General features: G+C 55.7%; 21 protein-coding genes and 1 pseudogene. 12 read left to right on the forward strand and 10 right to left on the reverse strand.

Going from position 1 to position 26,362, the window contains the following annotated elements; all coding sequences use genetic code 11:
- Positions 1-70 precede the first annotated feature (70 nt).
- From pglX (M1D78_RS08590) to brxL, 8 genes are read left to right on the forward strand one after another with little or no spacing between them, the layout of a single operon-like run.
- Positions 71-1,876, forward strand: coding sequence for a BREX-1 system adenine-specific DNA-methyltransferase PglX (gene pglX, locus M1D78_RS08590; RefSeq protein ID WP_437419655.1), 1,806 nt, complete (start codon positions 71-73; stop codon positions 1,874-1,876).
- Positions 1,873-2,046 carry a hypothetical protein gene (locus tag M1D78_RS08595; RefSeq protein ID WP_282336973.1) on the forward strand — a complete coding sequence of 58 codons (174 nt, stop codon included), beginning with the start codon at positions 1,873-1,875 and terminating at the stop codon, positions 2,044-2,046. The genes pglX (M1D78_RS08590) and M1D78_RS08595 overlap by 4 nt, the downstream gene beginning before the upstream one ends.
- The gene (locus M1D78_RS08600) at positions 2,046-3,290 is read left to right on the forward strand and encodes a Shedu immune nuclease family protein (protein ID WP_437419654.1); all 1,245 of its coding nucleotides are present in this window, start codon (positions 2,046-2,048) and stop codon (positions 3,288-3,290) included. Before M1D78_RS08595 ends, M1D78_RS08600 begins: the two co-directional genes overlap by 1 nt.
- A complete protein-coding gene (locus M1D78_RS08605; protein WP_437419653.1) occupies positions 3,287-6,310 on the forward strand; it encodes a reverse transcriptase domain-containing protein in 3,024 nt (1,007 codons plus the stop codon). The genes M1D78_RS08600 and M1D78_RS08605 overlap by 4 nt, the downstream gene beginning before the upstream one ends.
- Complete coding sequence (gene pglX, locus M1D78_RS08610; RefSeq protein WP_437419652.1) at positions 6,303-8,096, forward strand: BREX-1 system adenine-specific DNA-methyltransferase PglX; 1,794 nt, start codon at positions 6,303-6,305, stop codon at positions 8,094-8,096. The genes M1D78_RS08605 and pglX (M1D78_RS08610) overlap by 8 nt, the downstream gene beginning before the upstream one ends.
- A 7-nt stretch (positions 8,097-8,103) precedes the next feature.
- Positions 8,104-10,611 carry a BREX-1 system phosphatase PglZ type A gene (gene pglZ, locus M1D78_RS08615; protein ID WP_437419651.1) on the forward strand — a complete coding sequence of 836 codons (2,508 nt, stop codon included), beginning with the start codon at positions 8,104-8,106 and terminating at the stop codon, positions 10,609-10,611.
- Positions 10,612-10,628: 17 nt separating this feature from the next.
- Positions 10,629-11,516 (forward strand): hypothetical protein, encoded by an 888-nt coding sequence (locus M1D78_RS08620; RefSeq protein WP_437419650.1) that lies wholly within the window; start codon positions 10,629-10,631, stop codon positions 11,514-11,516.
- Positions 11,517-11,554: 38 nt separating this feature from the next.
- Positions 11,555-13,654 carry a BREX system Lon protease-like protein BrxL gene (gene brxL, locus M1D78_RS08625; RefSeq protein ID WP_437419649.1) on the forward strand — a complete coding sequence of 700 codons (2,100 nt, stop codon included), beginning with the start codon at positions 11,555-11,557 and terminating at the stop codon, positions 13,652-13,654.
- 92 nt (positions 13,655-13,746) lie between these two features.
- Here the strand turns inward: brxL and M1D78_RS08630 are convergent, their stop codons facing one another.
- The 6 genes and pseudogenes from M1D78_RS08630 to M1D78_RS08655 form a co-directional block, all read right to left on the reverse strand.
- Positions 13,747-13,917 (reverse strand): hypothetical protein, encoded by a 171-nt coding sequence (locus M1D78_RS08630; RefSeq protein WP_169713330.1) that lies wholly within the window; start codon positions 13,915-13,917, stop codon positions 13,747-13,749.
- Positions 13,918-13,926: 9 nt separating this feature from the next.
- Positions 13,927-14,424, reverse strand: coding sequence for a RadC family protein (radC, locus tag M1D78_RS08635; RefSeq protein WP_219806873.1), 498 nt, complete (start codon positions 14,422-14,424; stop codon positions 13,927-13,929).
- Positions 14,396-15,340, reverse strand: coding sequence for a recombination directionality factor (locus M1D78_RS08640; protein WP_437419648.1), 945 nt, complete (start codon positions 15,338-15,340; stop codon positions 14,396-14,398). The genes radC and M1D78_RS08640 overlap by 29 nt, the downstream gene beginning before the upstream one ends.
- Positions 15,341-15,491: 151 nt before the next feature.
- A pseudogene (locus M1D78_RS08645) lies at positions 15,492-15,725 on the reverse strand (alkaline phosphatase); the annotation flags it as partial.
- Between the two features lie 116 nt (positions 15,726-15,841).
- The gene (locus M1D78_RS08650) at positions 15,842-16,837 is read right to left on the reverse strand and encodes a hypothetical protein (RefSeq protein ID WP_437419647.1); all 996 of its coding nucleotides are present in this window, start codon (positions 16,835-16,837) and stop codon (positions 15,842-15,844) included.
- Between the two features lie 125 nt (positions 16,838-16,962).
- Positions 16,963-17,967, reverse strand: a complete 1,005-nt coding sequence (locus tag M1D78_RS08655) for a YqaJ viral recombinase family nuclease (protein WP_437419646.1) — start codon at positions 17,965-17,967, stop codon at positions 16,963-16,965.
- A 156-nt stretch (positions 17,968-18,123) separates the two neighbouring features.
- On the opposite strand from M1D78_RS08655, the gene vapB reads away from it, so the two are divergent.
- Together vapB and vapC are read left to right on the forward strand one after the other, a co-directional pair.
- Positions 18,124-18,354, forward strand: coding sequence for a type II toxin-antitoxin system VapB family antitoxin (gene vapB / locus M1D78_RS08660; RefSeq protein WP_003285520.1), 231 nt, complete (start codon positions 18,124-18,126; stop codon positions 18,352-18,354).
- Entirely contained in the window at positions 18,354-18,758 is a 405-nt protein-coding gene (gene vapC / locus M1D78_RS08665) for a type II toxin-antitoxin system tRNA(fMet)-specific endonuclease VapC (protein WP_020308731.1), read from the forward strand. The genes vapB and vapC overlap by 1 nt, the downstream gene beginning before the upstream one ends.
- Before the next feature lie 86 nt (positions 18,759-18,844).
- On the opposite strand, the gene M1D78_RS08670 is transcribed toward vapC, so the two are convergent.
- Positions 18,845-19,813 (reverse strand): DUF932 domain-containing protein, encoded by a 969-nt coding sequence (locus M1D78_RS08670; RefSeq protein WP_437419645.1) that lies wholly within the window; start codon positions 19,811-19,813, stop codon positions 18,845-18,847.
- Between the two features lie 59 nt (positions 19,814-19,872).
- A complete protein-coding gene (locus M1D78_RS08675; RefSeq protein ID WP_003285516.1) occupies positions 19,873-20,088 on the reverse strand; it encodes a hypothetical protein in 216 nt (71 codons plus the stop codon).
- A 518-nt stretch (positions 20,089-20,606) separates the two neighbouring features.
- Here M1D78_RS08675 and M1D78_RS08680 point away from each other — a divergent pair.
- Both M1D78_RS08680 and M1D78_RS08685 read left to right on the forward strand, forming a co-directional pair.
- Positions 20,607-20,879, forward strand: a complete 273-nt coding sequence (locus M1D78_RS08680) for a CopG family ribbon-helix-helix protein (RefSeq protein WP_437419644.1) — start codon at positions 20,607-20,609, stop codon at positions 20,877-20,879.
- Positions 20,867-21,160: a type II toxin-antitoxin system RelE/ParE family toxin gene (locus M1D78_RS08685; RefSeq protein WP_010953434.1), complete on the forward strand. Its 294-nt coding sequence runs from the start codon at positions 20,867-20,869 to the stop codon at positions 21,158-21,160. Before M1D78_RS08680 ends, M1D78_RS08685 begins: the two co-directional genes overlap by 13 nt.
- On the opposite strand, the gene M1D78_RS08690 is transcribed toward M1D78_RS08685, so the two are convergent.
- A complete protein-coding gene (locus M1D78_RS08690) occupies positions 21,154-22,563 on the reverse strand; it encodes a tyrosine-type recombinase/integrase (protein ID WP_437419643.1) in 1,410 nt (469 codons plus the stop codon). The genes M1D78_RS08685 and M1D78_RS08690 overlap by 7 nt on opposite strands.
- Positions 22,564-22,987: 424 nt before the next feature.
- Positions 22,988-25,699, reverse strand: coding sequence for an AAA domain-containing protein (locus M1D78_RS08695; protein ID WP_437419642.1), 2,712 nt, complete (start codon positions 25,697-25,699; stop codon positions 22,988-22,990).
- Between the last annotated feature and the right edge of the window lie 663 nt (positions 25,700-26,362).

Here is a 26,362-nt window from a genome sequence, read left to right on the forward strand (position 1 = left end):
AATACAACTGGCCCGTCAGGTGCGAGGCCAAGTCTAGGGCCGTTCGGTTGAATGGCTGAGTGGGGGATAGATGGATACCAGCAAACTCAAGAAATTTGCCCAATTCGCGCGTCGCATCTTGCTTGATCAGGTGAGTGGTAAGTTGGACGTGGTACTGGCACCGCAAAGTGCTGCACGCCGCGAGCGAGCCCAGGTAGTGGCTGAGCTGGAAAAACTGATAAGTAGCTCCGGTCGCGAGCATGTGGAAGAGCGTGTTGCCTACACCTGGTTTAACCGCTTCTGTGCCTTGCGCTTCATGGACGTAAACCGCTACACCCGCATCGGTGTGGTGTCTCCAGCTGAGGGGCAGTTCCAGCCTGAGATCCTGGCTGAAGCCAAGATGGGGCATATTGACGAGGAGATGGTGCCGAGTCAGATTCGTCAGAAGATCCTGGATCTGCTAGCGGGCCGCGCACCAAGCAACGACTCGCAAGGCGAAGCCTACCGCCTGTTGGTAGTTGCTGCGTGCAACGCTTGGCACCAGTCGATGCCCTTCCTGTTCGAGCGCATCGATGACTACACCGAGCTGCTGATGCCCGACGATTTGCTTTCGGGCAACTCTATCCTGGCCTACACGCGGGAAGCCATGACGCCTGACGCCTGCAAAGATGTTGAGGTGATCGGCTGGCTGTACCAGTTCTACATCTCCGAGAAGAAGGACGCGGTGTTCGAGGGGTTGAAGAAGAATCAGAAGATCACTCCAGAGAACATCCCGGCTGCCACTCAGCTGTTCACCCCGCACTGGATTGTGCGCTATCTGGTGGACAACTCGCTGGGCCGACTCTGGCTGCTCAACCGGCCCAACTCACGGCTGGCAGAGCAAATGGAGTACTTCATCCCGCCAGAGAAGCCTGAGAGTGATTTCCTCAAAATCACCGGCCCAGAGGACATAAAAGTCTGCGATCCGGCGTGCGGCTCCGGTCACATGCTCACCTACGCCTTCGACCTGCTGTATGCGATGTACGAAGAGGAGGGCTATGACCCGGCTGAGATCCCGGAAAAGATCCTCACCCACAACCTTTTCGGCATCGAGCTGGACGAGCGTGCAGGAGAACTGGCTGCCTTTGCGCTCACCATGAAAGCCCGAGCTCGCCAGCGGCGCTTCTTCAATAAAGGCGTCGAGCCGAACATCACCGTGCTGGAGAAAGTGATCTTCAGCAGTGAAGAGCTGGACGAGTACATCGGTTTTGTTGGCCGTGACTTGTTCACCTACGGCCTGCGCGAAACGTTGCAGCAATTCAGCGAAGTCGACAACTTCGGCTCGCTAATTGTGCCCAAGGTCGCCAACGTGGCCGATGTGCTGACCACGCTGGAGAGCAAGGACATGAGCAGCAACCTGTTCCTGGCCGAGACGCACAAAAAAGTGCTGAGTGTTCTACGTATGGCTGAGGCTCTTAGCCCACGCTATGCCGTGGTGGTGGCCAACCCGCCCTATATGGGCGGCAAGGGCATGAATCCAAGGCTTGGTGCATGGCTGAAAGAAAACTACGAGCCCGTAAAGACAGACCTGTTTTCAGCATTTGTTGTACGCAATCTGGAGCTCTCTCTCCCCAAAGGCCAGCTTGGCTTCATGACCCCGTTTGTCTGGATGTTTATTTCCAGCTACGAAAAACTGCGCACCATTCTGATCGACCGGAAAACGATCACTTCACTCATCCAGCTTGAATACTCCGGCTTTGACGGCGCGACCGTGCCCATCTGCACTTTCACCGTTGAGAATGCTCACAAACCTGACTTCCGCGGCGGATATGTGCGTCTCTCGGACTTCCGAGGTGCCGACCAGCAAGGGCCTCGGGCGTTGGAGATCATTCAGGCGGCACGCAAGGTGGGCAAGTGAGCTTGATCACCAGCCTGCAACACAAGAACTTTACGGCCTTCATCGATCTGACCATCGATTTCTCGCAGTGCATCAACATCGCCATTAGCGAGAACGGCGCCAGAAAGATCCAGCTGCTCAAGGCCATTCTTGTTCAGGGCGGGCCAAAGGCCGCGCGTGAGGTTGATTAGTGATCAATATTGTCGCCGAAGAGAACCAACTGCTACTGATGTATCAGCCTGATCGCTTCAACGATGCGCGTTGGCTCGATGAGAAGCTTCGGCAAGACGGCGAAGTGACTTTGCGTCGCACGTTCACCTTCACTGGCGCAGATCTGCTGACCCCGTCTGCATCCTCTGAAGAGGGGGACGACAGCGAACGCATCTTTTTGCTCGGCCTATTGGAGGACGGCTACTACAAGATCAATAGTGACGTGCTTGGCCTTAAGCACGACCTTCTGCTCGACAGTGGGATGACGCTGGTACCGAGCACATTCATTGCGCAGCGCGATATTTCGGTGTTCCGAAGAATCGATGAATTGATTGATGAACCTATCGTCGTTGGCGGTGACAACGAAAGCGCCATCCCGTTGGCGGACTTTGAGCAGCTTCTAAAAACCTTTCCGACCAGCACCGAGCTCACCCATTACGCCCGAGCCCGTATTGTGCGGGTTCTCAAAGACTATTTTGGAACGATCTCGGATGCCGAAGGCCAGCTGAATCAGTACCTGAAGCGCAAGAAGAAGCTCCCTGCCGCGTCCCGTGAAAGCATTGTTTCCAACTTTGAGCTGCAGAAGTTTGAGTATGTTCATGCAGAATTGGAGTCCATGCTGAAGCAGGTGGATGCGTACTCTGAGAAGGACTGGCAGGCCAAGATATTGGGCTTGCTGTTGTTTGTTTTCCCCAAGTATGTTGCGGTACTTGAGAATGTCCATATCAAGGACTTCTACACCAATGCTTCCAAAACCACCGACCGTTACATCGACCTGATGCTGGTCGATGCGAATGGCAACATCGACATCATCGAAGTCAAAAAGCCCTTTCCGAATGCAATGGTGTCCCGCAGCACATACCGCGACAGCCACACGCCGAAGAAAGAATTGGCCGGATCTGTCATGCAGGCGGAAAAATACCTATTCCACCTGAGTAAATGGGGCCACGCGGGTGAGCAGGAAATCTACAACAAGCGGAAAAGTGAGTTGCCAACTTGGATTGAGCTCAAGATCACCAATCCCAAGGCAATGATCCTGCTCGGGCGTGATAACGATTTTGTGGGGCAGCAGCGTTTTGACTTTGAAATCATCCGGCGTAAATACGCCAACATGCTCGACATCATGACTTATGACGACCTATTGCGCCGGGTGGGGAACATCATTGAAATGATGAGGCGTCAGAAGTCAGCAGGGAGTGTGGCACCAAACCGGAGAGGCGCATGACTTCCCTCCAAGCCCTAGGTCTGGCTTACCGCAAAGCCAAGGTGGATCTGTACTACTCGTCTCATGCATCGCTGGACGCGATTGCGCACTACGAGGATGCACTCCATGCCAACCTGACCGCTTTGCTCGCGAAGCTGCTTAGCGATGATGAGTCCTGGGTCACGCAACCCGAGTTTATCGGCGGCTGGACTCTGGCCACCAAGTCGGTGGACATGTCTTGCTGGGATGAATATCGCAAGCAGAATGGCAATGGCCTGATCTTTTCATCTCCGGCCGAGGAGTGGGCTCACGCCTGTGGCCTGCTGGCTGAAGGCGAGCATCCCCAAAAGCCCAACGCTGAATTTCGAGTGATGGCCCAGTGCAGCCTGGATTTTCATGTGCTGTCCACCCTCTGGATGCTGGAGGTTGGCCATCTGTTCGATGACAAGTTGACCGACTGTGCCTATGGCAACAGATTGCGGCGCACGCAAGACAAGAAAGGCATCAACGCGCTCTCGCTGGGCTCTTTTCAGCCGTACCTGAAGCCTTTCCGCGACTGGCGTGACCAGGGTATCGAGGCCATGCGTACTGCGTTGGACGCAGACAAGAAGATCGTAGCGCTCACTGCGGATGTCAGCTCTTTTTATCACGAGTTGAATCCTGGTTTCATGCTCAATCCAGCCTTCGTTACGGATGTGCTGGGGCTGGAACTGTCTCCCGCTCAATCTAAGCTGCATCGCCTCTTCATTCAGGCGCTGCAGGCATGGGCGGCAGCCACGCCGCTGAAGAAGGGCCTGCCCGTAGGTCTGCCAGCTTCAGCCGTGGTGGCGAACGTTGCGCTTATTGAGCTGGATCGCGTCGTCGAGCAGCAGATTGCGCCGCTGTACTACGGCCGCTATGTAGACGACATCCTCCTGGTCATGGAGAACCGTGCCAGCTTCCGTTCCACGGCTGAGCTGTGGGAGTGGTTGTTCGCCCGCTCCAGCGGCATGCTGGCGTGGGTGCTAGGTGAGGAGTACAAGCAGATCGGTTTTCAGCCCGTCTATTTGAGCGACAGCCAGATCCGCTTTGCCAACGCCAAGAACAAGGTGTTCATGTTGGCAGGTGAGCCGGGAAAAACCCTGGTGGATGCCATTGCTCACCAGATTCACGAGCGGGCTAGCGAATGGCGCGCTATGCCTCGTTTGCCGCGCGCTGCCAGCCATGTGGGCACCGATCTTTTGGCTGCCACGCAAAGCGACGGTGAGGCCGCCGACAACCTGCGCAAGGCGGATGCCCTGACCATGCGCCGCGCGGGCTTTGCCATCAAGCTGCGTGACTTTGAAGCCTATGAACGTGACCTGCAGCCAGGCGCGTGGCGCGAGCATCGCCAGGCTTTCTTCCTTGCCTTTATTCAGCATGTGCTGGTGCTGCCGCAGTTTTTTGATCTGTCGGTCTACCTACCACGGGTTATTCGCCTCGCTACGGCATGCGAAGACTTTTCAGCCTTGCGCCAGATTTTGCGAGGGCTGGAGCAGCTGTGCACGCAAGTGTCACAAGGTTGCGAGCTCAGCATTAAGGCCTGCCCCGCAGAAGACAAACCAAGCCAGAGCGAAATGCTGGATCGCTGGCAAAAGCAGCTTTTCACCACGGTACGCGAGAGCATCAGCGCTGCCTTTCCGCCTCGGCTATCGAAAGACGGTAAGGCGGCCTGGCTGGCACATATGGAGGGCTACGCGCCGGCGAAGATCGATGCCTTCCTGAATTGGTATTTTTTCCCCATCAAGGGCTTCCAAACTCAGCAAGCACGGCTGTTCTCATTTGATCTGGCGCATATGCCGTTCCGTTTCCTTGGCCTGCCCGAGGAAATGGTGGCCCAGCGCGGAATCCCGGCCAGGAGGACCGCTACATCCTGCACCCATTCGACCGATTTGCTGCCAGGCACTGTGCTGGAAGGCAACCAAGTGCTTGCCAAGTGGATCCGCTTCAAAGGTTTGCCGCATGGGCTGTTGTTTGCCACCCGGCCTTACAACCTGCCGGAGCTGTTTATCCTGAACAAGGCGGCCTACGATGCTGCGGCGCACGGCGCCATGCAAGCTGTCGTCCTCGCCGTACGCGGCTTCGAGCTTGGTAATGCCGCGCCTGCTTTCGATAAGCACGGCGTGCTACAGATCCCGGATGGCCAGCCCCAGCCCAAGTACGGGATCGCCGTCTCCAGTTGGAAAACGCAGATGGCGAGCTGGACAGCTTCGGTCATGCGCATGCCCGATCCTGATGCCGAGCGTTACGCGCGCTTGTGCCGTTTGCTCGATGCTGTGATTGCTCAGCCACGGCACAGTCGTTATCTGGTGTTGCCCGAGCTGGCCTTACCCGCGCACTGGTTCATCCGTATTGCCCGCAAGCTTCAGGGGCGTGGCATTTCGTTGATCACTGGCATTGAATACCTGCACGCCAGTAAAGGGCGCGTGCGCAACCAGGTTTGGGCTGCGCTGTCGCATGATGGACTGGGCTTCCCTTCGTTGATGATCTACCGGCAGGACAAACAGCGCCCAGCCCTGCATGAGGAGCGGGAGTTGCAGCGTCTGGCTGGGCTGGAGTTGAAACCCGACAAGGCTTGGAAAACACCGCCCATTCTGCAGCACGGAGACTTGCGTTTTGCTCTGCTGATTTGCAGCGAGCTGACCAACATCAGTTATCGCGCCGCCCTGCGCGGCAAAGTGGACGCGCTGTTTGTGCCTGAGTGGAACCAGGACACCGAAACCTTCAATGCCCTGGTGGAGTCCGCCGCGTTAGATATGCACGCCTACATCATCCAGTGCAATGACCGTCAATACGGTGATAGCCGCATTCGCGCTCCCGCAAAAGACAGTTGGGCGCGTGATGTGCTGCGGGTTAAGGGCGGTGTGACCGACTATTGCGTGATCGGCGAGATTGATGTTCAGGCCCTGCGCCAGTTCCAGAGCAGCTATCGCTCCCCGGCCAAACCGTTCAAACCGGTGCCGGATGGATTTGAAATTGATTATGGCCGAAAGGTATTGCCGGCGGGAGAAATAAATGAGTGATAACCGTAGCATCTGCCGAGAGCTGGGTATGGAAGACTTTTTTTTTCGAGCTTCGGCTGTTGATTTTGCGAAGATTCCAGGAAAACCAATTGCTTATTGGTTTTCAGAGAATGCATCGGATAACTGTGCTAAATATCCGTTGCTTTCAAAGTTTTCGGATGCAAAGTCAGGAATGTCGTCTTGTAACTCCGACTTGTTTTTGAGGCAGTGGTTTGAAGTCTCACTTGTATCAATAAACAGGACTTCTAAATCTCATGAAGATGCCCGTGGCTCCAGTAGAAAATGGTTTCCCTACAATAAGGGTGGTGGAAATCGAAGATGGTTTGGTTATAACGATGTTGTTATTAACTGGGGGGGTGAGGGAGCTGATATAAAAAAATTCGTTGTCAATAATCTGAAGGATCCGAACACTACGCACTGGTCAAGGAGGCTTTTTAATCTTGAGTATTTTTTTCAGGTAGGCTTAACTTGGTCAGCCGTTACCTCTGGGAGGTTTTCTTGCAGAGAAGTTTCTGTTGGTATAATTCCTGGAACGGGTAGCAAAACTTTGTATGATCTAAGCGGCGCCACAAAAGAGGTGGTTTTTTGTCTGCTAAATACGGTTGTCTCCTCGCACTATCTGTCCGTGTTCTCTCCAACATTGAATTTTGAAGCTGGTGATGTCGTAAAACTTCCAGTAAATGACTCAATTCAATCAGATGAGTTAAAGAGCGCGAGCTTGGTTCAGCTTTCAAAAAACGATTGGGACTCCTACGAAACCTCCTGGGACTTTACCAACCTTCCGTTGCTGGATCCCGAAAACCGCCAGCTCACGCTCCTGGCTGCTTACCAAAGGTTAATTGTTCAGTGGCGCGAGATGACCCAGGAAATGAAGCGTCTGGAGGAAGAAAATAACCGCATCTTCATCGACGCCTATGGTCTGGAGGATGAGCTGACACCCGACGTGCCGCTGAACGAGATCACGCTCACCTGCAACCCGTATTACCGCTACGGCGGTGATAAGAGCGATGAAGAGTTGGAGGCGGTGCTACTGGCCGACACCATGCGCGAGCTGGTGAGCTACGCCGTGGGCTGTATGTTCGGTCGATATAGCCTGGACAAGCCGGGGCTGATCTTGGCCAACCAGGGTGAAACGCTGGCGGACTATCTGGCCCAGGTGCCGCAGCCTACGTTCCCGGCCGATGACGATAACGTGATCCCGCTGCTCGATCGTGACTGGTTCCCCGACGACATCACCCTGCGTTTCCGTCAGTTCCTGCGCGTGGCCTTTGGTGATGCGCACTATGAGGACAACCTAGCCTTTATCGAACAGGCGCTAAACGTCAAGGGCAAGCGAAACTTCAGCCTGCGCGACTACTTCCTGGGCGAGTTCTATACCGATCATGTGAAGCGCTACAAGAAGCGTCCAATCTATTGGCTGTTCAGCAGCCCCAAGGGCACCTTCAGCGCATTGGTCTACCTACACCGTTACCGTCCGGACACCGTCAGCGTAGTGCTCAGCTACCTGCGCGATTTCCGCAAGAAGCTCGCTTCGCGTCTGGATTATCTGCAGCAGGTAGCTATCAACCCCTCTTCCAGCCAAAGCGAAAAGACCAAGGCCAGCAAGGAAGCCGATGCCATCAAAAAACAGCTCATTGAGCTGGATGATTACGAGCGCGATACGCTTTATCCGCTGGCGACAGAGCAGGTCGAGCTGGATCTGGACGATGGCGTTAAGGTCAACTACCTCAAGCTGGGCGCAGCCCTGAAGAAGATCGTCGGGTTAGACGCCAAGGGCGAGGACTGATCCGTACATGAGTAACCTCAAGATTACCCAGGCGCTGACGAACCTATTTGAGAAGCAGCGTATTGTCTTTTGGTACGACAACCGTCTGGAGTTTCGTGCAGATTTCGAATCGCTAGAGCTGCCGGGTGTCGAGAAAGTCGAGCTGGCCAACAACGAGTTCGGTGTTAAGTACCGCATCCTGCGCGAGCAGCCCGAGCAGAAGTTTCTGCTTTATCGCGAAGGTGCCGAGCCGGCCTATCTGGAGAACTGGTTACTTGATGTACAACTGGCTAGCGGCAACACCTTCCGTACGGATCAGCTTGCCCTTTGGCTGGCTGAGCTGGAGTTAGGGCCTGACTGTTATCCGGTGCTGGAGGAGCATGCAGCATTCTTCGCTGCGGCCAAGCGGCGCGAACAGTTGCGTAAACTGCTGCAGTCGGGCGACTCGCACAGTATGCTGCGCTTCAAAATGCTCGCCGTGTGTACAGGCTCCGAGCCACGATTGGATGTGATTCTTGAAGAGCTGCTGGCTGAGCTCGCCAATGCGGAAGTCACACGCATCAAGCTTATTGAAACAAGTGGCCTGGATAGCTTCCTCTGGGAGCAGATGAAGCGCGCCTACGGTTATGTGTCGCAGCAGCCGGGACTGCACGATTTCGTGATCGAGCTGTTCAAGGCTTGCTTCATGATGGGCACGGATCCTGAGTACAAGTCGCGCTTGTCTGCAGAGTCCTTAGTCTTTCTCCGGCGCTGGAAGGACAGTCGGTCACACGAAAGCAGTTTTGAAATGCTGTCTACGCAGTGTGCAGAGGTGCTACAGATTGGTGACAAGCTGCATAAGCTTGATTATCGAGCCCTCCTGGATCTTGATTACTTTGAGCTGATCGACCGTAAGATCCTCAGTGAGCTGGTTCGCGCGACTGTTGCCCGAACGGCGACTGCTGCCGATGTCGAGCAATCTGTGCGTCAACGGCGCCAGAGCCATTGGTTCAGCCATTTCGAGGATGTCTATCTGGCTCTGGATCAGGCTGCGCAGTTCTTGCAGACGCTGGATGCTGCCAAGCTGGAAATGACCTCCTTGGCCGATGGCGTGGAGAAGTATGCCAAGAGCTGGTACAGGCTGGATCAGCTGTATCGCAAGTTTGTCTATCACGCGCGCAAGTCTGGCCAGGCCTCCTTGCTAGAGGCGCTAAGCGCCCAGATCGAAAACCAGTACACCAACAACTATCTAGCGCGTCTCAATGATCGTTGGCAGCAGTTTGTGGACTCTGCTCCGAGCTGGACGGCTGCTCCGATCATGCTGCAGCGGAATTTCTTTAGCCGCTGCGTAAAACCTTTCCTGGAGCGCAAGACCAAGGTCTGCGTGCTGATCTCGGATGCCTTCCGTTATGAGGTGGGTGAAGAGCTGCAGAGCCTGATTCGCCGTGAAGACCGCTTTGAGGCCGAGCTTGAGCCGGCGCTTTCCATGCTGCCGAGCTACACGCAACTGGGCATGGCTGCATTGCTACCTAATCAGGCACTGCAGCTGGCTGAAAATGATAGTGGTGACGCGTTGGTGGATGGTCAAAGCGCTCAGGGCTCGGCAAATCGCGGAAAGATCCTGGCCGCTGCAGTGCCGACTTCCGCTGTTGTGTTGGCCAAGGATCTGCTGGCTATGAATCAGGCGGACTCGCGGGCGCTGCTACGGGATCACGATGTGGTTTACGTCTACCACAACCTGATCGATAAGACTGGCGATACTCGAGATACCGAGGAGCGGGTATTTGCTGCGGCAGAAGAGACATTGTCCGAGCTTGTCCGCCTGGTGAAGAAGCTGACCAACGCCAATGCCAGCAACCTGCTGGTCACTGCAGATCATGGCTTCATCTACCAGCACCGACCGCTGGAGGAGAGCGACTTTCTCAGCAACGTCCCGGAAGGCGACGAGGTGCTCTATCGCGACCGGCGTTTTGTCCTGGGGCGCGGTCTGCGCAACCAGGCCGGTTTCCGAACCTTCACCCCTGAACAGCTGGGACTTAAAGGATTGCTGGATGTACAGATCCCTAAGTCGATCAACCGCTTGCGTCTCAAAGGCTCTGGCAGTCGGTTCGTACATGGCGGTGCCACGTTGCAAGAAGTGGTGATCCCGGTTGTGCGTATCAACAAAAAGCGCCAAAGCGATGTGGGCAGTGTGGACGTCGAGTTCATCGGTGGCGGCAGCAGAAGCATCACGACTGGCCAGTTGGCCGTTGTGCTGTATCAGTCCGAGGCGGTCACGGAGAAGAAACAAGCTCGCCGATTGCGTGCTGGGTTGTACACCTTAGACGGTGAGTTGATTTCCGACTCGCATGAGCTGACGTTCGATTTCGCCTCCGAAAACCCGCGTGAGCGCGAGCTGTCGGTACGCTTCATCCTGAGCCGGAAAGCCGATGAGTCCAACAATCAGCAGGTCGAGCTACGGCTTGAAGAGCAGGTGGAAGGCACCTCGCATTTCACCCAGTACAAGGCCGCTCGGTATACGATTCGTCGTTCGTTCACCAGTGAATTCGACTTTTAATATAAGGAATTTAATTTGTGAAAATAATAAGGAATATATTTTTTATATTAACTTTATTGCCTGTGTGGGCTGTTGCTAGTGAGTCGCAGGGGGTTGTGGATGTTGAGCCGGTTCACTCCAATAGTCCGGAGTTTTCTAATCCTGAATGGGAGTATGGTGGATTTCAAATTTCTGTTGGGTTTGATTGCGATTCTGTTGAAAGTTTTTTGTGGCGGCCTGAGGTTTCTTGTGATGATCCATATTTGCAGGTGAGTGGATCGATAACTGTATATGGTGAGGCTTTTGTTAGGGTCGGTGATGTGCGGCTTGATGCCGAAGATTCGTGGGGGAGAACCGGCTCGACAAGTATGGGTGTTAAGATTTACAAAGAGATTGTCGCAAGTCATGATCCTGTGATTTATTTTGAGGCTGTTGGTCGGGACGTCTATTCGCAGTATGGCTCTAATAGGGAAGGGGCTTATGGGCGGAATATTAGGTTAATTGATTTTGAGTCACGGGTCGCAGAGTACATGTCTGCTCGGGAAAAGAGACAGCATGCCATTCTGGAGGATGATGTAAGGTACTGGTTTCTTTCTGTGGTTGCATGGGCTTTTGGAGTTCCACTAGCTATATTTATTTTTTGGTGGTTGATACGCAGGGTTGCCCCAGTTGCTGCTGGAATAAAGGATGGTTGTCCCGGGGTTATAAGGCGTGTCCGTAGCGGTATTTTTGATTTTAAAATCAGGCAGGCGGTGGTCGATGAGGCAGTGCGCCAAGTAACCCGCCAAAAGATTTCTGAAGTGGATGATAAAGACAAGGAGTCGTTGGTCAGGAGAATGCAGGAGGCGCTTGATAGGGATGATATTAGTGCGGCCAAAGAAATTTCTTTGATTCTTACAGAAAATAGTCGTGATAAAGATGTTTGACGGTTTGGGTTTGTTCGGGATTTAGAGGCCTTGGTGCTATGAGTCAGCTCGATGACAAGATCAACCAGTATTTCGCCGGTCTGGTCGTCCGCAAGGATCTGGTCAAGGCGGTGAAGGGTAACGCCATCGTGCCCTCCTATGTACTGGAGTACCTACTGGGGCAGTACTGCGCAACGAATGACGAGTCGACGATTCAAACCGGCATCGAGACAGTTAAAGAAATCCTGCGCAAGCACTATGTGCATCGCAACGAAGCGGGACTAGTGCGTTCGACCATCAAGGAGAAGGGGCGCCACAAGGTCATTGACCGGATAAGTGTTTCCCTCAACGACAAGGACGATGTGTACGAGGCCGAATTCGCCAACCTCGGGATAAAGAAGGTGCTGATCGACTCCAGCACGGTCAAGGCACATCAGAAGCTGTTGGTCGGGGGCGTGTGGTGCATCGCTGACTTGGAGTACGACTACACCGAAGACAAATCTGCTTCTCCCTGGGTGCTTGCCTCGCTAAAGCCTATCCAGATCTCCCGTTTTGATTTCGACGGTTATCTGGACTCCCGCAAGCAGTTCACTACGGACGAGTGGATTGATCTGCTTATCCAGAGCATCGGCTTCAATCCGCAGATGTTCGGCAAGCGCAACAAGCTCTTGCAGCTGATCCGTCTGATTCCATTCTGCGAGCGGAACTATAACCTGATCGAGCTAGGGCCGAAGGGCACCGGCAAGTCGCACGTCTACTCCGAGTTTTCGCCCCACGGCATCCTGATTTCCGGCGGTGAGGTGACGGTGCCCAAACTGTTCGTCCACAACGGTACGGGCAAGCTCGGCCTGGTCGGCTACTGGGATGTGGTGGCCTTCGACGAGTTCGCCGGCAAGCAGAAGCGGGTGGACAAGGCGCTGGTCGACATCATGAAGAACTACATGGCCAACAAGTCGTTCTCGCGGGGTGTGGAAACTCTTGGGGCCGAGGCCAGCATGGTGTTCGTGGGCAACACCGATCACACCGTTCCGTACATGCTCAAGCACAGCGACCTGTTCGATCCGCTGCCGGAGAAATTTCACGACTCGGCTTTCCTCGATCGCCTGCACAGCTACATACCGGGCTGGGAGGTGGACGTCATCCGTGGGGAGATGTTCTCCAGCGGCTATGGCTTTGTCGTCGATTATCTGGCCGAGATACTCCGTTCACTGCGCAGCCATGACTTCTCGGATCGCTACAAAGGTCTGTACACGTTGTCGGATGAAATCTCCACGCGTGATCGTGACGGTATCAACAAGACTTTCTCCGGGCTGATGAAGATCCTCTTCCCTCATGACGAGGCGACTGAGTCGGAGGTCGAGGATGTGCTGCGCTGTGCTATCGAAGGGCGTAAGCGGGTCAAGGATCAGCTGCTGCGCATAGACACCACTTATCCAGCTGTGCGTTTTGCCTATCAAGGAAAAGATGGTGTAGAGAGGCTGGTCAGCACTCTGGAGGAAGGGGAGTACCCGAACCAGTACCACCGGCGAGTGGCGAGTGAGGTTTCGGAGTCTGATCTGTTCGATACGGCTAATGTCGCTCCTCGCGAGCCGGTTAGCGATGCGGCCAGTCCTCAGCCCATTCAACAGCTTGCTGGCTCGGTGAGCAAAGAGCCGGAGCTGAAACCTCAGCACCTTGTTATTCAGGAGAACCAGCGCGGTGTCACCTTCGATAGGCTGTTTGGGCCCTATCTGAAAGGGGCTAAGCGGATCATCGTTATTGATCCGTACCTGCGGATGTTCCATCAACTGCGCAACCTCATGGAGCTGATGGAGACGATCAGCAAGCAGTTGGTTTCAGGTGAGGAAGTAGCTGTACATGTGGTCACCGTGGAGGATGAGTTCAATGGTGATCGCCAGACCGAAAGCCTGCAGAAAATTGCTGACGCATGTGCAGGGGTGGGTATCAAGTTCACTTGGGCGTATGACACGACAGGGACTAAGCATGATCGTGACATCACCACTGATACGGGCTGGAAAATCGTGCTTGGACGTGGGCTGGACATCTTCCAGCGCTTCGAACTGAACGACGCGTTTAGCTTTGCGAACCGGTTGCAGCAACACCGGCAATGCAAGGAGTTCAGTGCAACGTTCGTTAAGGTTGAGGATGCCAGCGAGTGAGTGATCTTGCTCCTGGTAACCAGGCAGAGCAAAAAAAAAGCAGACAGTGGCATGGTTACAGCCTTTCAGCTGTAACCACGTTTTCTGACCAACTAGCGTTCAGACTTCGGTGGCCGATTGAAGATCCAGCACGCCAACACCACAGCGATCAGTAATGGCGGAAAGCGCACCACCAGAATCACCAGTAGCAATATCGCAAGGCAGCCAGCCAGGATCCCGGCAAACATGAACGCGGCTGCGAACGTGCGTAGCAGTAGCTTCATATCGCCTCCTTACAGGTAGCCCAGTTCTGCCAGTGACACGCAGCCTTCGTTCCCCACCACGATGTGATCGAGCGTGCGCACACTGACGAGATTCAGCGCGTCTTGCAGTTTCGTGGTGAGGTTGCGATCCGCCATGCTGGGCTCAGGGTCACCCGAAGGGTGGTTGTGCACCAGAATCAGGGCAGCGGCGTTGTGCTCCAGGGCGAGCTTCACGACCTCCCTTGGGTAGACGCTGGCGCTATCCAGCGTGCCGCGAAACACTTCCTCAAATGCGATCACTCGGTGCCGGCTGTCGAGCATGAGCAGCGCGAACACTTCGTGCTCATAATCAGCCAGCAGCGCCTGCAGGTGACTGAATACCTCCTTCGGCGATGTCAAGGCACGTCCTTTGCGCAGGCGCAGACTGGCCAGTTGCCTGGCCATCAGTAGAATGTCGTTTTCCGTCACCGGCGAATCGACCAAGTAGGTGCCGGTCGTGTCACTGGCTTTCAGCTTGTGCAGGCGCATGGCGTCCTCCTTGGTCTGAGGGTGTGTTTTGACGAGCGGCCTGTGCATCGAGCTTTTCAGCCAGGCTGGGTTTGGTTGGGTGGAGTGAAGCGGTGGGCGCTGATGCAGGTGCCTCACCCTCGGGGTAGAACTCTTCCACGATGGCACTGACATCCTCCTCGCTGTCCTCGAAGGCACCATTACCGAAGCCACGTCGTGCAGCTTCATCTAGCGCGGCCTGATTGAAGCCGGCAGCTTGGCGCCGTGAATCGAGTTCATTGGCGGTCACCAGAGCTTCAGCCATGTCCATGCCGCCGCGTACCGTCAGATCGGCGTAGAAGATTGGCGTGCCATGGCTCTGGCGAGTCGACTTCCCGCGTAGACGTAACTCCAGCGGCAGACAGGCCAGGCGGTTACCCGAGATGGCCTGGAAGTAATGCAGGCGAGCGGCGAGGGTGCGGATGCTGTTGAAGCCGGTGGTGCGGAACACGAAGCTGCCCAGCGGATCCTCATCGCCAATGACCACGTTCAGTCGGCCGTAGGGCTTGCAGGCACCGCCTTTGGCGAGCGGACAGGCATCCGGCGAAGGGCAGGGCAGCGACTGCATGCCGTCCTGGGTAACGCGCTTACAGGTCTCACCATTGCCCACGCACAGTGGCCGGCCAGACTGCCGGTCGAACAGCGTGTAGTCAGCCCGGAAATTCAATTCCGGCTCGTTGAACAGTAGGCGTACCGGGATGCTGCGCAGCTTGTCGTCCTTGCTCTGCCGCAGCTCGTCATTGAGCGGGTGCAGTAGCCAGCCGTCCTTGCTTTGCACCTGGGACGTGATGGTGAATTGGTCATCCTTCTCCGGCAGGCGCTTGCCGTTCTTCTCGATGACCTTGCCGATGGAAATCCGCCCGAGTACCGGCGGAGTGATAGCCAGACCTTTGAGCATAGTCGTTCTCCTGAAAATGAAAAAAGGCCAGCCACGCAGCGCAAACTGCATGGGCTGGCCAAGGGGAGGGAGTGATGAGAAGAGGTTGGAATCAGCTGATCAGGAAGCGCCGTGCTCCGGGTTTGATCAGTGAGTATTTGGATTGCAGGTGGGGCCGTTCCTGATCCTCGGGATCGGCCTTGGGTATGGCAGAGTCGCGTCCAGTTTTTCTAGCCACAGCCCTGCTGCCATTTGTAGAAGTAAGCCCCACAGCGGCAGCGGCATCCGAACTGCCGATACCTTGCTTGCGGATCTACAGCCGGTCCTCGCGGGGCAGCCCCTTGGTACTGACCAAGCGCAGGGCAGGACGCGGCTTGCTGGTGCGGTCCATTGAAGTCGCTTTCATGATGCTCACCTTGCAGGCATAAAACACCCTGTGAAGGCAACCTTCACAGGGTGTTTGCGGGTGGCTCTTTAACCAGAAATGTCGGGTAAAGATGTCCTGTTAGGACTATTGCTTTGTTACATGACTCTGCCGTTAAAAACGAACATGGTTTCGCCTTCTTTCTTGATGCTGAGTTTGTTGCCTTCAGCGAAGCTCTCGACTTCCTCTGAGCAGCCATCAATGCTGGCCTTTCCATCGACATGTTCACCTTTGGTATCGAAACTCACCACGTAGGTGGTAGCCGGACAGCTCATGCCTGACTCCCCCGTGGATACAATCAGGATGTACTTGTCAGGACCAAAAGCGTAAGCCTTATTGATAACGACGTAGCCAGTACTATCTGCGTACTCAACGACTGACTCCAGTAGGTTCATAATGCCTGCTCGGGATTGGTAAGTAATGGCGTTTCCACTTTCCATAGGCGTGACTGTAAAAGGCCCTGCTGCTCCGTCAGTAACCAAAACGGATTCATAGATAGCACTGTGGGCAGCAGTCGAGTGCTTGTCTTGCCAATCTGTCCAAGTGAGTCCCGTTCTACGCTTGAACAATGTGTCGACAGCTCCAGCGTTTGCTCCGCCGCGAGTATAAAAGTCTCTAAGTTCACGCCCTGCTTGAGCATAGGATATTGCCGGCTTTCCAAACAGAGGACCTTCCCCAGATCTGTGGGCTACAATCTCGTCTCCGGAGCCTTGTATGTAATACATTAATTCGGTTTGCGCCAAAATAGTACCAGGCACCTCTGCAAAAACTTCACCTGTGACGCTGTTTATACAAGATCCGTTGCTGCAGTACCCTTCTTGCCAATTAGGACCTACATGTGGGGTTCCCTTGGAGTCTGTATATGAGACCTCGCGCGGCCAGGCAATAATTGTGCAGTTTAGAACCTTTGTAATGTCTTTTCGGCTGGGGTCGTGGATTCGTTGCCAAACACAAGGAATTGCTTTTGGATAAGCTTCAACGTCATGTTCCGGGGGGTAGTTAGGAACTTGGTTTTCATAAGGGATGTTGTAAGCCATCGCTGAGCCGGTTGATGTAGTGAGGGCGAAGGCTAAAATGTTAATAAATTTTCTCATGATACTTCCTTATGTTTCATTGTTAATAAGCGTCTGTGTTAGCCTGGTGGCATGTTGATATCATTTTTGACAGATGCCAGCAATCGGTCCCAACGCAAATTGCATGGGTTTGCCAAAGATTTTTGTCAGCCGACTATGAAGCGCCGCGCACCGGGTTTCAGTAGTGGGTACATGGCCTGCAGGTAGGGCTTGTCCTTGAGCAGTTGAGCGACATCGAGACCGATGCTGTCCTTGGCCTTGCGCCAAGTGATGTAGCCGCTGGAAAACTCCGCCCGGCAGGCTTCGCCCATGGCCTGTTGCAGCATCTGCTTGAGCTCGGCTTCACGCTTTTCCTTGTCAGCAATCGACTGACGCACGGCTTTCAGCTCGATGTACGCAGCAGAGAGCCCAGCATGCTGGCTGAAGTCGATGACTTGGCCGTTGTCCTCCGGGTAGAGGCAACGCAGTGCCGACTCAGCTGAGGCTGTGCCATCTGCTGGCGGTGGGGTGTCGGTTTCTACGTAGTGCCAGAACTGGCGCTCCAGCTCGATCAGGCGAGCAATCATCTGCTCATCTCGCTCGATGCGGTGGATCTCCAGTGTCTGACCACCCAGCAGTACCGCTACATCCGCCGCCTGCTTGCCCGTGACGGCGAGCTGGTGCATCACCTGCAGCTGGACATACTCCGGCACGCCCTCTTTCCATAGGCGTGCGCCGTTTATGCCGGCTGTCTTGCATTCGAGGATCTGCACATCGTCTGCCCCGATTACCTCGCGGTCGATGTTGGCCAGCATCCAGGGCAACTCCGGATCAGGATGCTGCAGCACAGCGTTGATGCGCCGTACCTTGTTCTTCGTGCGCTTGCTGTAGTGCCAGGCCACGATGGGTTCCAGGACGTTGCCCCAATACATCGGGCTTTCCTCATCCTGTGGGTCGGCCTTGGGCAGGCCAGCATCACGACCGGTCTTCTCCATCCAGAGTTCCAGCTGCGATTTGTAGGGGTTCAGACCGACTGCAGCTGCAGCATCCGAACTCCCGATGCCTTGCTTGCGGATCTGCAGCCAGTCCTCGCGTGGCAGTTCCTTGGTGCTGACCAGGCGCAGAGCCGGGCGGGATTTGCTGGTGCTGCGGTTCAATGAAGTAGCTTTCATCATGTTTCTCCTGCAGGCATAAAAACGCCCAGCCAGCACAAGGCTGACCGGGCGTTTATGGTGGTAGGTGGATGGCTAGTTAGGGATATGCCTTTGACATATCCCGCTTGATTGGCACAATGGGCTATACGTAAGGCATATCCCCAGGAGGTTTCCATGGAACAAGGTGCAGTTTTTCAGAGCAACCGCAGTCAGGCGGTGCGTTTGCCCAAGGCGGTTGCGCTGCCTGAGGATGTGAAGCGGGTGGATGTAGTGGTAGTTGGTCGGGCCCGAATCATCACGCCGGCAGGCGAGGCCTGGGACGTCTGGTTCGATGGCGAAGGTGTGACCGCTGACTACATGGCGGATCGCGAGCAGCCTGCAGATCAAGAGCGAGATGCGTTCTGATGCTGAAGTACATGCTTGATACCAACATGTGCATTTTCACGATCAAGAATCGCCCTGAGCAGGTGCGGGAAGCCTTCAAGCGCCATTCAGGGCAGCTGAGCATCAGCACTGTCACCCTGATGGAGCTTATTTACGGCGCCGAGAAGTCCGCTAATCCCGAGCGTAATCTGGCGGACGTTGAAGGTTTCGCTGCGCGCTTGGAAGTACTGCCTTACGACGCTCAGGCAGCGGCTCATTCCGGGCAATTGCGAGCTGAGTTGGCTCGTATCGGCAAGCCTATTGGCCCGTATGATCAGATGATTGCAGGACACGCACGTGCCCAGGGACTGATTCTGGTCACGAATAATCTTCGTGAGTTCGAGCGAGTCCCAGGTTTGCGCGTCGAGGATTGGGTGAACGCCTGATTAAGGGCGATCATTTAATGCAGAGCAGCTGAACAACCCCTGATCACCCTTGTGGCGATCAGGGGTTGTGTTTATGCCGCATCAGCTTAAGCGGCGAGCTGCAGCGCTGCGTCCAAGGCGCGTTGCTTGATCTGCGCGCCCTGGCCGAACCAGGCAGAGTCCAATCGATACTCAATGCTGCGCGCCCGGCGTTCGTGATCGACGTACTCGGTCACGGCATTGAGCAGGCCCCAGCCAGTGCCGCGTGCCGAGTCGAGCTGACTGCCCCGGCCACGGCCTTCGTACAGCTCCTGCACTTTGCGCAGAGCGCGCTCGTTCGGCAGCTGTTCAGGAAGCGGACCGGTCGGGCTGGTCTCACACATCACGTTCATAAAGAAGCCCAGTGCCTCATGCCACTGCACCTTGCGTTCCGCCAGGTGGCGCATGCGGTACATGAAGTCGTCCCATTGCGAGGCGGCGACACCAAGCTGCTTTTTCACCAGCTCACCATCGAAGCGGGTGCTGTGCGGCACCTTGATCGCACGGCTGGTGCCGTCCAGGGCGATGGTGAGGGTGTTATTGCAGACCACGCGAATGGTGGTGGGCGTTGCCGTGGTGGCCAGAGTGCCGTCGCAGGAAGTGGCCAACAGTAGGTAGCCATTCACCTGGTCGTTACCCTTGAGTGCAGCGCCCTGGCCGGTGCGTGCCAGCGCCCAGAACTTGCGACCCCCCTTGAGCACGCCAGCAGTTTCCAGCTCGTAGCCGGAGACCTCGGTCAGGTCGCGATAAAACTCCAGGACATCCTTTGGCTGCACAGTGTGATAGCGCTGCGAGACCACCGACAGCGGTGCCTTGGTGTCCGAGCGGTAGAGCACTTTCTGTTCCTGGAATGAGTGGATCGCGCCCAGATGGCCGATGGCATCCGACTTGAAGTGCACAGGGCTTTCCAGGATCTGCCAGTCCATGCCGGCTTCGCGTTGCCAGACTTCGATGGATTGTTTCTGCGGCAGGTTGTTGCCCAGACCGTGCCACGGGGTAGCGCCAGCGTAAGCCATGGTTTCGATGAGATGAGCCATTACAATACTCCTTCTACGTATGTATACGTAATAACGTTTCGTATATCGGTACGATGAGTTCAACGCTCATTTTGTGTAAAGGCAGTGCCGCAGTGATGGCACTCATAGTTGTCGAGTACGTGAGAATCGAACTCTTCACCCATCTTGGCGCCGGCCAGCCCCCCGGCAGTTCCACCTGCCAGGCCGCCCAGAATCGCCCCAGCCAGGCTACCCAGCGTAATACCCACGGGGCCAGCGAAAGCACCTATAAGCGCGCCGCTTTTTGCGCCAGCCATAGCGCCTGCTGCTCCGCTCGCCGTGCCGCCAACGGCACCAATAGCGCCCCCGACTTTCCGACCATGATTGCGCGCTACAACTCGAAGAGAACCGCAGGAAGGACAGCAAATACTCATCATTCAGACTCCTGTTCAAAAGAGGATACCCAGAGGTAGAAACGAGCCTTTCGTGCTCGTCTTCCCATGGGTAATAAAGGTCTGAAATATTTTTGAATCGCGCAGCGTGTTAGCAGCGTTCATGATTCCCGGCTCGTTGGCCAGCGAAGTATCCGCTGCACTGCGTGGATTCACGCATTGCCGGTTTCGAGGCTGAAACTGCCCCTTTCGGGGGGCGCCGTCTGGTTTAAGTTTAATGAAAGCGCTCGTACCAAGATCCTGAAGATGACTCAGCTATACCGGTGCGAGTGACCCGGCCGAACCTCCAGCATCGTGATCTGTTTGTGAGCATCGGATAGACAGCTTTCACGACTGCTGCTACCTTATTGAAAGGTAATACCTTTAGATAAAGAGGGCTAACCATGGCCACTTCAATCAAAATTGATGACAAGCTAAAAGGCCGCATTCAGCAGTTGGCGAGCCAACGCCAGCGCTCGTCTCACTGGATCATGCGCGAGGCAATCACCCAGTACGTCGAGCGTGAGGAGGCCCGTGAGAGCTTCAAGCAGGAAGCCCTGGCATCGTGGGCGGCGTATCAGGAAACCGGACGGCATTTGACCAGCCAAGAAGCTCGGACCTGGCTCGGTAGCTGGGGTACAGATACTGAGGCAGAGTTGCCCAAGTGCCACGACTGATCGTCACGGAAGGCGCGGCGAAGGGCCTGGAGCGTTGCCGGCGATTTCTCTCCGATAAAGATCCGCAGGTCGCGCGCCGTGCTGCACAAGCAATCGAGCGCCAATTCGCTCGATTGGAGGAAAGTCCGGAAGTAGGGCGTCCATTTCCAGATCTGCCAGAGCTGCGTGAGCTCATCATTGAGTTTGGTGACTCAGGTTACGTCGCGTTGTACCGCTATGAGCGCGCAGATGACACCGCCTATGTCTTGGCCTTTCGCCATCAAAAAGAAGCTGGCTACTGAGGCTGGACAGCAGCTTTCGGGCTCCCGGCAAGAATCGACTCCAGCCTCTCTCCCAATAACCGCCATGCTTCGGTCTTTTCCTTGGCGTAATCGTGGTGCAGGTAATGCCGGCGTACCTTGGAGCCACCCAGCAGGTGGTTCTGGCAGCGATCAATGATTTCCAGCGTGACACCGAGCTCCTGCATCATGGTTGCACCTGTGCGACGCAGGTCGTGTGGTGTCCATTCGCCCTTTATGCCCTTGCTCAGTACCAGTGAGTCGTCATGATGTCGGCCAGCCAAAGGCTTGGTACGGTTTTTGAACCGGCACTGCCGGTCTCCGATTAGCTTGCTGACAGTCTTGGTATCAACGTGGCTTTTACCGTCCTTGCTGGGGAAGCAGAACGGTGTATTACCGGTTTCTTTCTGCAGTCGCTGGAACTGCGCGATGGAAAAAGCTGATAGGAACACATGGTGATCCTGACGTTTGCCTTTATGGCCTTTGGTAGCCTCGGCAGGGATGAACCAGGTGCCTTTCTTCAGGTCCAGGTAGCGCCACTCGGCCTTAAGCAGTTCGCCGATACGACATAGGGTGCTCAGGCAGATCCACAGAGCGCACTGGACTCGCGTGTTGACCGGGCGAATGCCGGAATACTTCTGGCCAGCGGGAAGCTCTTCGTAGTCTTTCTCTAGGCGTTCGAGGATGTCACGCAGCTCGCGAATCTCGTCGGGGGAGAGCAGGCGGTCGCGTTGTTCTTCATAATCGTGATCGAGCAGCTTGCTGACATCTATAAGATCGGCTGGATTGCCGTCAGTCATCAGGCCTCGCCAGGGTTTGCGTTTCTCACCCCAGCGGAGCATCTGGCCAATGTCGTTGTTGCGGATAACGACGGTGCGGTTCAGGCCACGGGCTTTGACTGAGCGCAGCACCGCGAGTAGATCCTTTTCGGTCAGGTGGCGCAGTGGTTTCTTGCCAATCAGCGGTAGGACATCTTTCTTGAAGCTGCGGGTCAGTTCGGCATTGCCATCCTGGCGGGAGACGCCGTCGCGAATCCATTCGTCGAAGAGGTCCGCCACCGTCTTGTTTTCGGCCGCTTGGCGTTCGGCTTCGGCGATGGTCGCTGCTACTGCGGCTTGAGCTTCTATCTTGGAAGCTTTGCGAGCAGCGGTTGGATCGATGCCTTTTGCGGCCGTCGCTCTAACCTCATCACGATCGGCGCGAATCTGAGCCAGAGACTTTTTCGGCCAGCTACCCAGGCGGTGGTCGCGTTTGACTCCGTCCAGTTTGAACTCATAGCGAAACAGGACAGTGACTCCGCGAATACCGGCGCGGACTTTGGCGACAAGGCCGCCATCCTCGCGAAGTGTCTTGCCATCGTCGGCTGCGGTTAGTGCCTCCAACTGTTTCGCTGTCAGCTTTGCCACTCTCTACCCCTTGCTTGATTCGGTTGACTACGAATTTTGCCCCACTTTTGCCCCACCGAACTGCGTGGCTGGTGGTGGACGGTATTGGACGCTATGGGATGTGATATTAGCCTGTAAGCCCCGTATTTACTAGGCTTAAGCTTGTCCGTCAGTGTCCGATAGGATCTATTGGAATCCACCAAATAAGCGCATGGGGTGCAAGGGGTCGAGTGTTCGAATCACTCCGTCCCGACCAAAACTATACGATTTAGGCCCGTTCAGGAATGAACGGGCCTTTTTCGTTTTGCGCATGGGGCACATAGGGGGACCCATCCCCTATATTTGTTCCGCTGCATGTTCAATGCGGTGCTGTGGCGCTGCACGGTAGCCTGTCTAGGCAAGGGCGAAGGTGTCGCCGCTGCGATCTGGGCGGGTCGGTCCTGCCTCACGCTCCGGGCGTTGGGCTGGCCCACTGGGCAACAAATGCACCGATTCTTTCCGCGATGCGGCTCTCGACCGTGCGCAGGCGCAGAATGGGGATGCCGCTTTTCGCTAGGACGCCATTCTTTATAGCGTCCCGCGCCGCCTGGTCGGGCCGATCGTGGGAGCCGCCATCGACGTCGATCACCCCCACCGGGGTTTTACCTACTTTGAAATAAATCACGAAATCACAACTGGCGCGCGCCATGAAGGCCCGCTCACGGTCGGTCCAATCCTGACTAATTGGCGATGCGATCTGATCCAGCTTGATCTGCGCGTGGTACATCAACGGCCGGTACGCCGGAGCGGACAGCACCTCGCGCAACAGTTGCGCCACGATCTGCTCGGACTTGTAGCGTGAGTCACCAAGCCGCAGGCGGGCATCCAAGCGCGCCAGAGACAGGTCAAACTCCCGATACAGCAAGTCAAAGGCCGATACCACAGGGGCATGCACGATTTGCTCGTCCTGCGCGTAATAACTGATATAGCGCATCAGGGCCGCGATGTGGCCGTTATTGGCGGTAAATACTTCATCGCCCGTTACCAGCGTGAAGCGGTGCTTGGCGCGCGATACCGCCACATTGATCATGCGAGGGTCATCGACAAAATCCAGACGTTTACGCTCTTGGTTGTAGCGTTTCTTGTCCAACACGGTGGAGAAAACAATCTCGTCGCACTCTCGGCCCTGGAACTTGTGCACGGTGTCTCTGACGAAATCCGCTGGCAGGTGCGTGCCGGAGAGGTTTACTTGTGCCCGGAACGGCGCGATGAAGCCGCGCCCGTCGCCGTCCAGTCCGACCGGCTCTCCCTCGTTCTCAAGCAGCTTGAGCAGAGAGTCCAGCTCGCGCAGGTTGACGTTTTGGCGGGTGTGATTGCCCTTGGCGGTCACCACCAGACGCAGTGGCGCTTCGCCCTTGTCCTCGGTCATCGGCACCCGTGCGTTGTTATAGAACTGTTGGTTGCAGAACTGAATGATCCTGGGATGGCAGCGGTAATGCTCTTTCAGCAGGGTTCTGGGAAGCGCTTCCTTGAACACGCCAATGCACGAGTCGAGGAGGCTGTAGCGCTCGCAGTCGTAGGCATCGGCGGGTGCCTTGAGGCCCACTGCCGCGGGAATATGTGCCAACTGGCGGTTGTCGCCGACGATGATCAGATTTCTCGCGCAGCCCAGCGCTAGAATGCCCGGCACGATGTCTTGCAGCGAGGCTTCGTCGATGACCACGTAGTCAAGGATTGCCCCCGGCGCGATCGAATTGACGATGGAGTGCGTGCCGCTGCCGAGGATCGGGAAGCGCTTCACGAAGGCATCGAACCGTTGGCGGTACGTGTTGGCATCGAAGCTGTTCGACGGCGGCGTCTGGCGTTGTAGTTGCTGCTTAAGATGACGCATCGACGCCGTTTTCAGTTCATCTAGCAGGGCCGTGAAATTTCCCCGTGCCAGCGATTCGCGGCACACCTGCAGCTCTGCTGTCGTGTCTTGCACCGCCTTGTCGTAGTAATGCAGTTGCAGGGCATGAAAGACGGACAGGCGCGCATCGCCCTGGGCGAATGGTTTGGCGCGGAAAATCCTGAAGTTGAACAGCAGCTCGACGCGATCCTTGAGGCGGATGCGTTGCTCACCGAGATAGGCCAGGTAGGCCATTAGGTCTGCTGTCTTGCGCGGCGACAGTCTGTACTTATCCAGTGAGTTGGCAGCCTGTATGCCGCTGTCTGCCAGCCACTGCTGCAAGTGGCGTCGCTCGATTGCTAGCTCATCGAGCTTGGCCTGCAGTTGCGCCGCCCGATTGTGGTCGCGCAAGTGTTGCTTCAAGCGGCCCAGCAAAATTTGAATCTCTTCCAACGACGGTGCGGGTTCGGGCTCGCTCAAAGGCCAAGGCGGCAGATCTGCAAAGAAGCCCTTGCGGTTGTCTTGATTGCCGAGTTTGGCGATCAGATGGCCCAGGCCGCATTTCTCCAGCTTCTCGTAGACGTTTTCCACCGCCGCATTATTGTTGGACAGCACGGCAACCGTCTGTCTACGCAGCAGGATATTGGTGAGGATGTTGAGGATGGTCTGGGTCTTGCCCGTCCCCGGTGGGCCCTCGATCACGCTGACCTGTGCGCGAAAGGCTTGCTCGACTGCCGCGAGCTGACTCTCGTTCAGACCGAACGGATAGATCAGCCCCTGACCCAGCGCCAGCGTGCCATTGCGCCCGGTACAGTAGGCCTGCAATGCGGTGTCGGCACTGGCGGGTAGTTTTTCCAGTTGGCGCACTACATTCGCGGCAATCTCACGCTCGGTCCTTGACTCGGCGCGATCCTTCCGGGCATTCGCCACGGCTAAGAAATATCGAAAGACTGGCGAATCCTTCATTGCGGTTGGCGCGGCAAAACCGATGCCCTCTGTCTTATAGACATAGGGCTTTTCGGCATCTGGATAGTGCACGACCGCATATCGCTCGCCGTAGATCGTAGCTTTGGCAATAGGCTTGACTATCGTGCTGCCGGGCTTGGTCAACAACATCTCACCTAACTCGCGGGTGGGCGAAACCCGACAGTCGCTAAGTGGACGCGTATAAGTTTTCTTGGAAGGGTAGCAACACGTTAACTGCAGGGTTTCGTACTTGTCGCTCCAGCGGATCGACCAGTCACTAATTTTCGCAGTCTTGTCCTCACCACCCATCTGAATCGAAACCATACATCTCTTATTCATGTGCGGATGACATCCGGCTGCGCCTGACGGCGAACATCGAGTTTCGCTAAATCACCAAGAAGAGTCATCTTGCCCTCATGACGTATAGAGCCGATAGGCAGCCCTGCAGTAGTTCATCAGCCTAGCTTCTATACCTGTTGAATGTAGGAGGCTCTTCGACTCCAAGCCGAAACGGGCGAGGTGTGCCAAGTGACCTAAGCACCCCGAGCTTTGCAGAACAACCTTTCAGCTAAGAAAGCATCGGTCGCTTTTGCTGAAAGCAGAGGTTTGCAGACGGGCAGATCGATTTGCCGCGTTGCCCTGCCAAACGGTGCGTTTCGCTGCACTTTTGGAATGCACTCCATGCCATATATCTTCCCCGTTTTATTTCGCGCATTCAGTGATGGCAACTAGGCTCCAAACTGAGCGTGCTATAGCTTCGAGTGTTCGATTCACTCTTCCTGAGCCAATGTGAATTTCAAAACGCGCCTATTCGGGCTGTTGCCAGTTTTAATGTCCGTCAGGCGTTTCTTAGTTAGGAAGTCACTCCCACTGGCTTAGCCCGGTAGCGGCGCTTTACCGTTGAGCCTGTTGCGGTTGACCAAGGTGTCTTGGCTGGCTTGAATGAGTGCGCAGGCCGCAATATCTCGCGCTGGTCGCCACTTTGCC

The sequence above is a fragment of the Pseudomonas sp. SA195 genome (assembly GCF_054131565.1).

What these genes read in the sequence shown, in the direction of transcription:
- vapB (WP_003285520.1), top strand. Translation starts at nt 18,124, where the DNA reads ATGGAACAAGGTGCAGTTTTTCAGAGCAACCGCAGTCAGGCGGTGCGT.
- pglZ (WP_437419651.1), top strand. Translation starts at nt 8,104, where the DNA reads ATGAGTAACCTCAAGATTACCCAGGCGCTGACGAACCTATTTGAGAAG.
- M1D78_RS08675 (WP_003285516.1), bottom strand. Translation starts at nt 20,088, where the DNA reads ATGGCTGGCGCAAAAAGCGGCGCGCTTATAGGTGCTTTCGCTGGCCCC.
- M1D78_RS08605 (WP_437419653.1), top strand. Translation starts at nt 3,287, where the DNA reads ATGACTTCCCTCCAAGCCCTAGGTCTGGCTTACCGCAAAGCCAAGGTG.
- brxL (WP_437419649.1), top strand. Translation starts at nt 11,555, where the DNA reads ATGAGTCAGCTCGATGACAAGATCAACCAGTATTTCGCCGGTCTGGTC.
- vapC (WP_020308731.1), top strand. Translation starts at nt 18,354, where the DNA reads ATGCTGAAGTACATGCTTGATACCAACATGTGCATTTTCACGATCAAG.
- pglX (WP_437419655.1), top strand. Translation starts at nt 71, where the DNA reads ATGGATACCAGCAAACTCAAGAAATTTGCCCAATTCGCGCGTCGCATC.
- M1D78_RS08695 (WP_437419642.1), bottom strand. Translation starts at nt 25,699, where the DNA reads ATGGTTTCGATTCAGATGGGTGGTGAGGACAAGACTGCGAAAATTAGT.
- radC (WP_219806873.1), bottom strand. Translation starts at nt 14,424, where the DNA reads ATGCGCCTGCACAAGCTGAAAGCCAGTGACACGACCGGCACCTACTTG.
- M1D78_RS08650 (WP_437419647.1), bottom strand. Translation starts at nt 16,837, where the DNA reads ATGAGAAAATTTATTAACATTTTAGCCTTCGCCCTCACTACATCAACC.
- M1D78_RS08630 (WP_169713330.1), bottom strand. Translation starts at nt 13,917, where the DNA reads ATGAAGCTACTGCTACGCACGTTCGCAGCCGCGTTCATGTTTGCCGGG.
- M1D78_RS08640 (WP_437419648.1), bottom strand. Translation starts at nt 15,340, where the DNA reads ATGCTCAAAGGTCTGGCTATCACTCCGCCGGTACTCGGGCGGATTTCC.
- M1D78_RS08680 (WP_437419644.1), top strand. Translation starts at nt 20,607, where the DNA reads ATGGCCACTTCAATCAAAATTGATGACAAGCTAAAAGGCCGCATTCAG.
- M1D78_RS08655 (WP_437419646.1), bottom strand. Translation starts at nt 17,967, where the DNA reads ATGAAAGCTACTTCATTGAACCGCAGCACCAGCAAATCCCGCCCGGCT.
- M1D78_RS08670 (WP_437419645.1), bottom strand. Translation starts at nt 19,813, where the DNA reads ATGGCTCATCTCATCGAAACCATGGCTTACGCTGGCGCTACCCCGTGG.
- pglX (WP_437419652.1), top strand. Translation starts at nt 6,303, where the DNA reads ATGAGTGATAACCGTAGCATCTGCCGAGAGCTGGGTATGGAAGACTTT.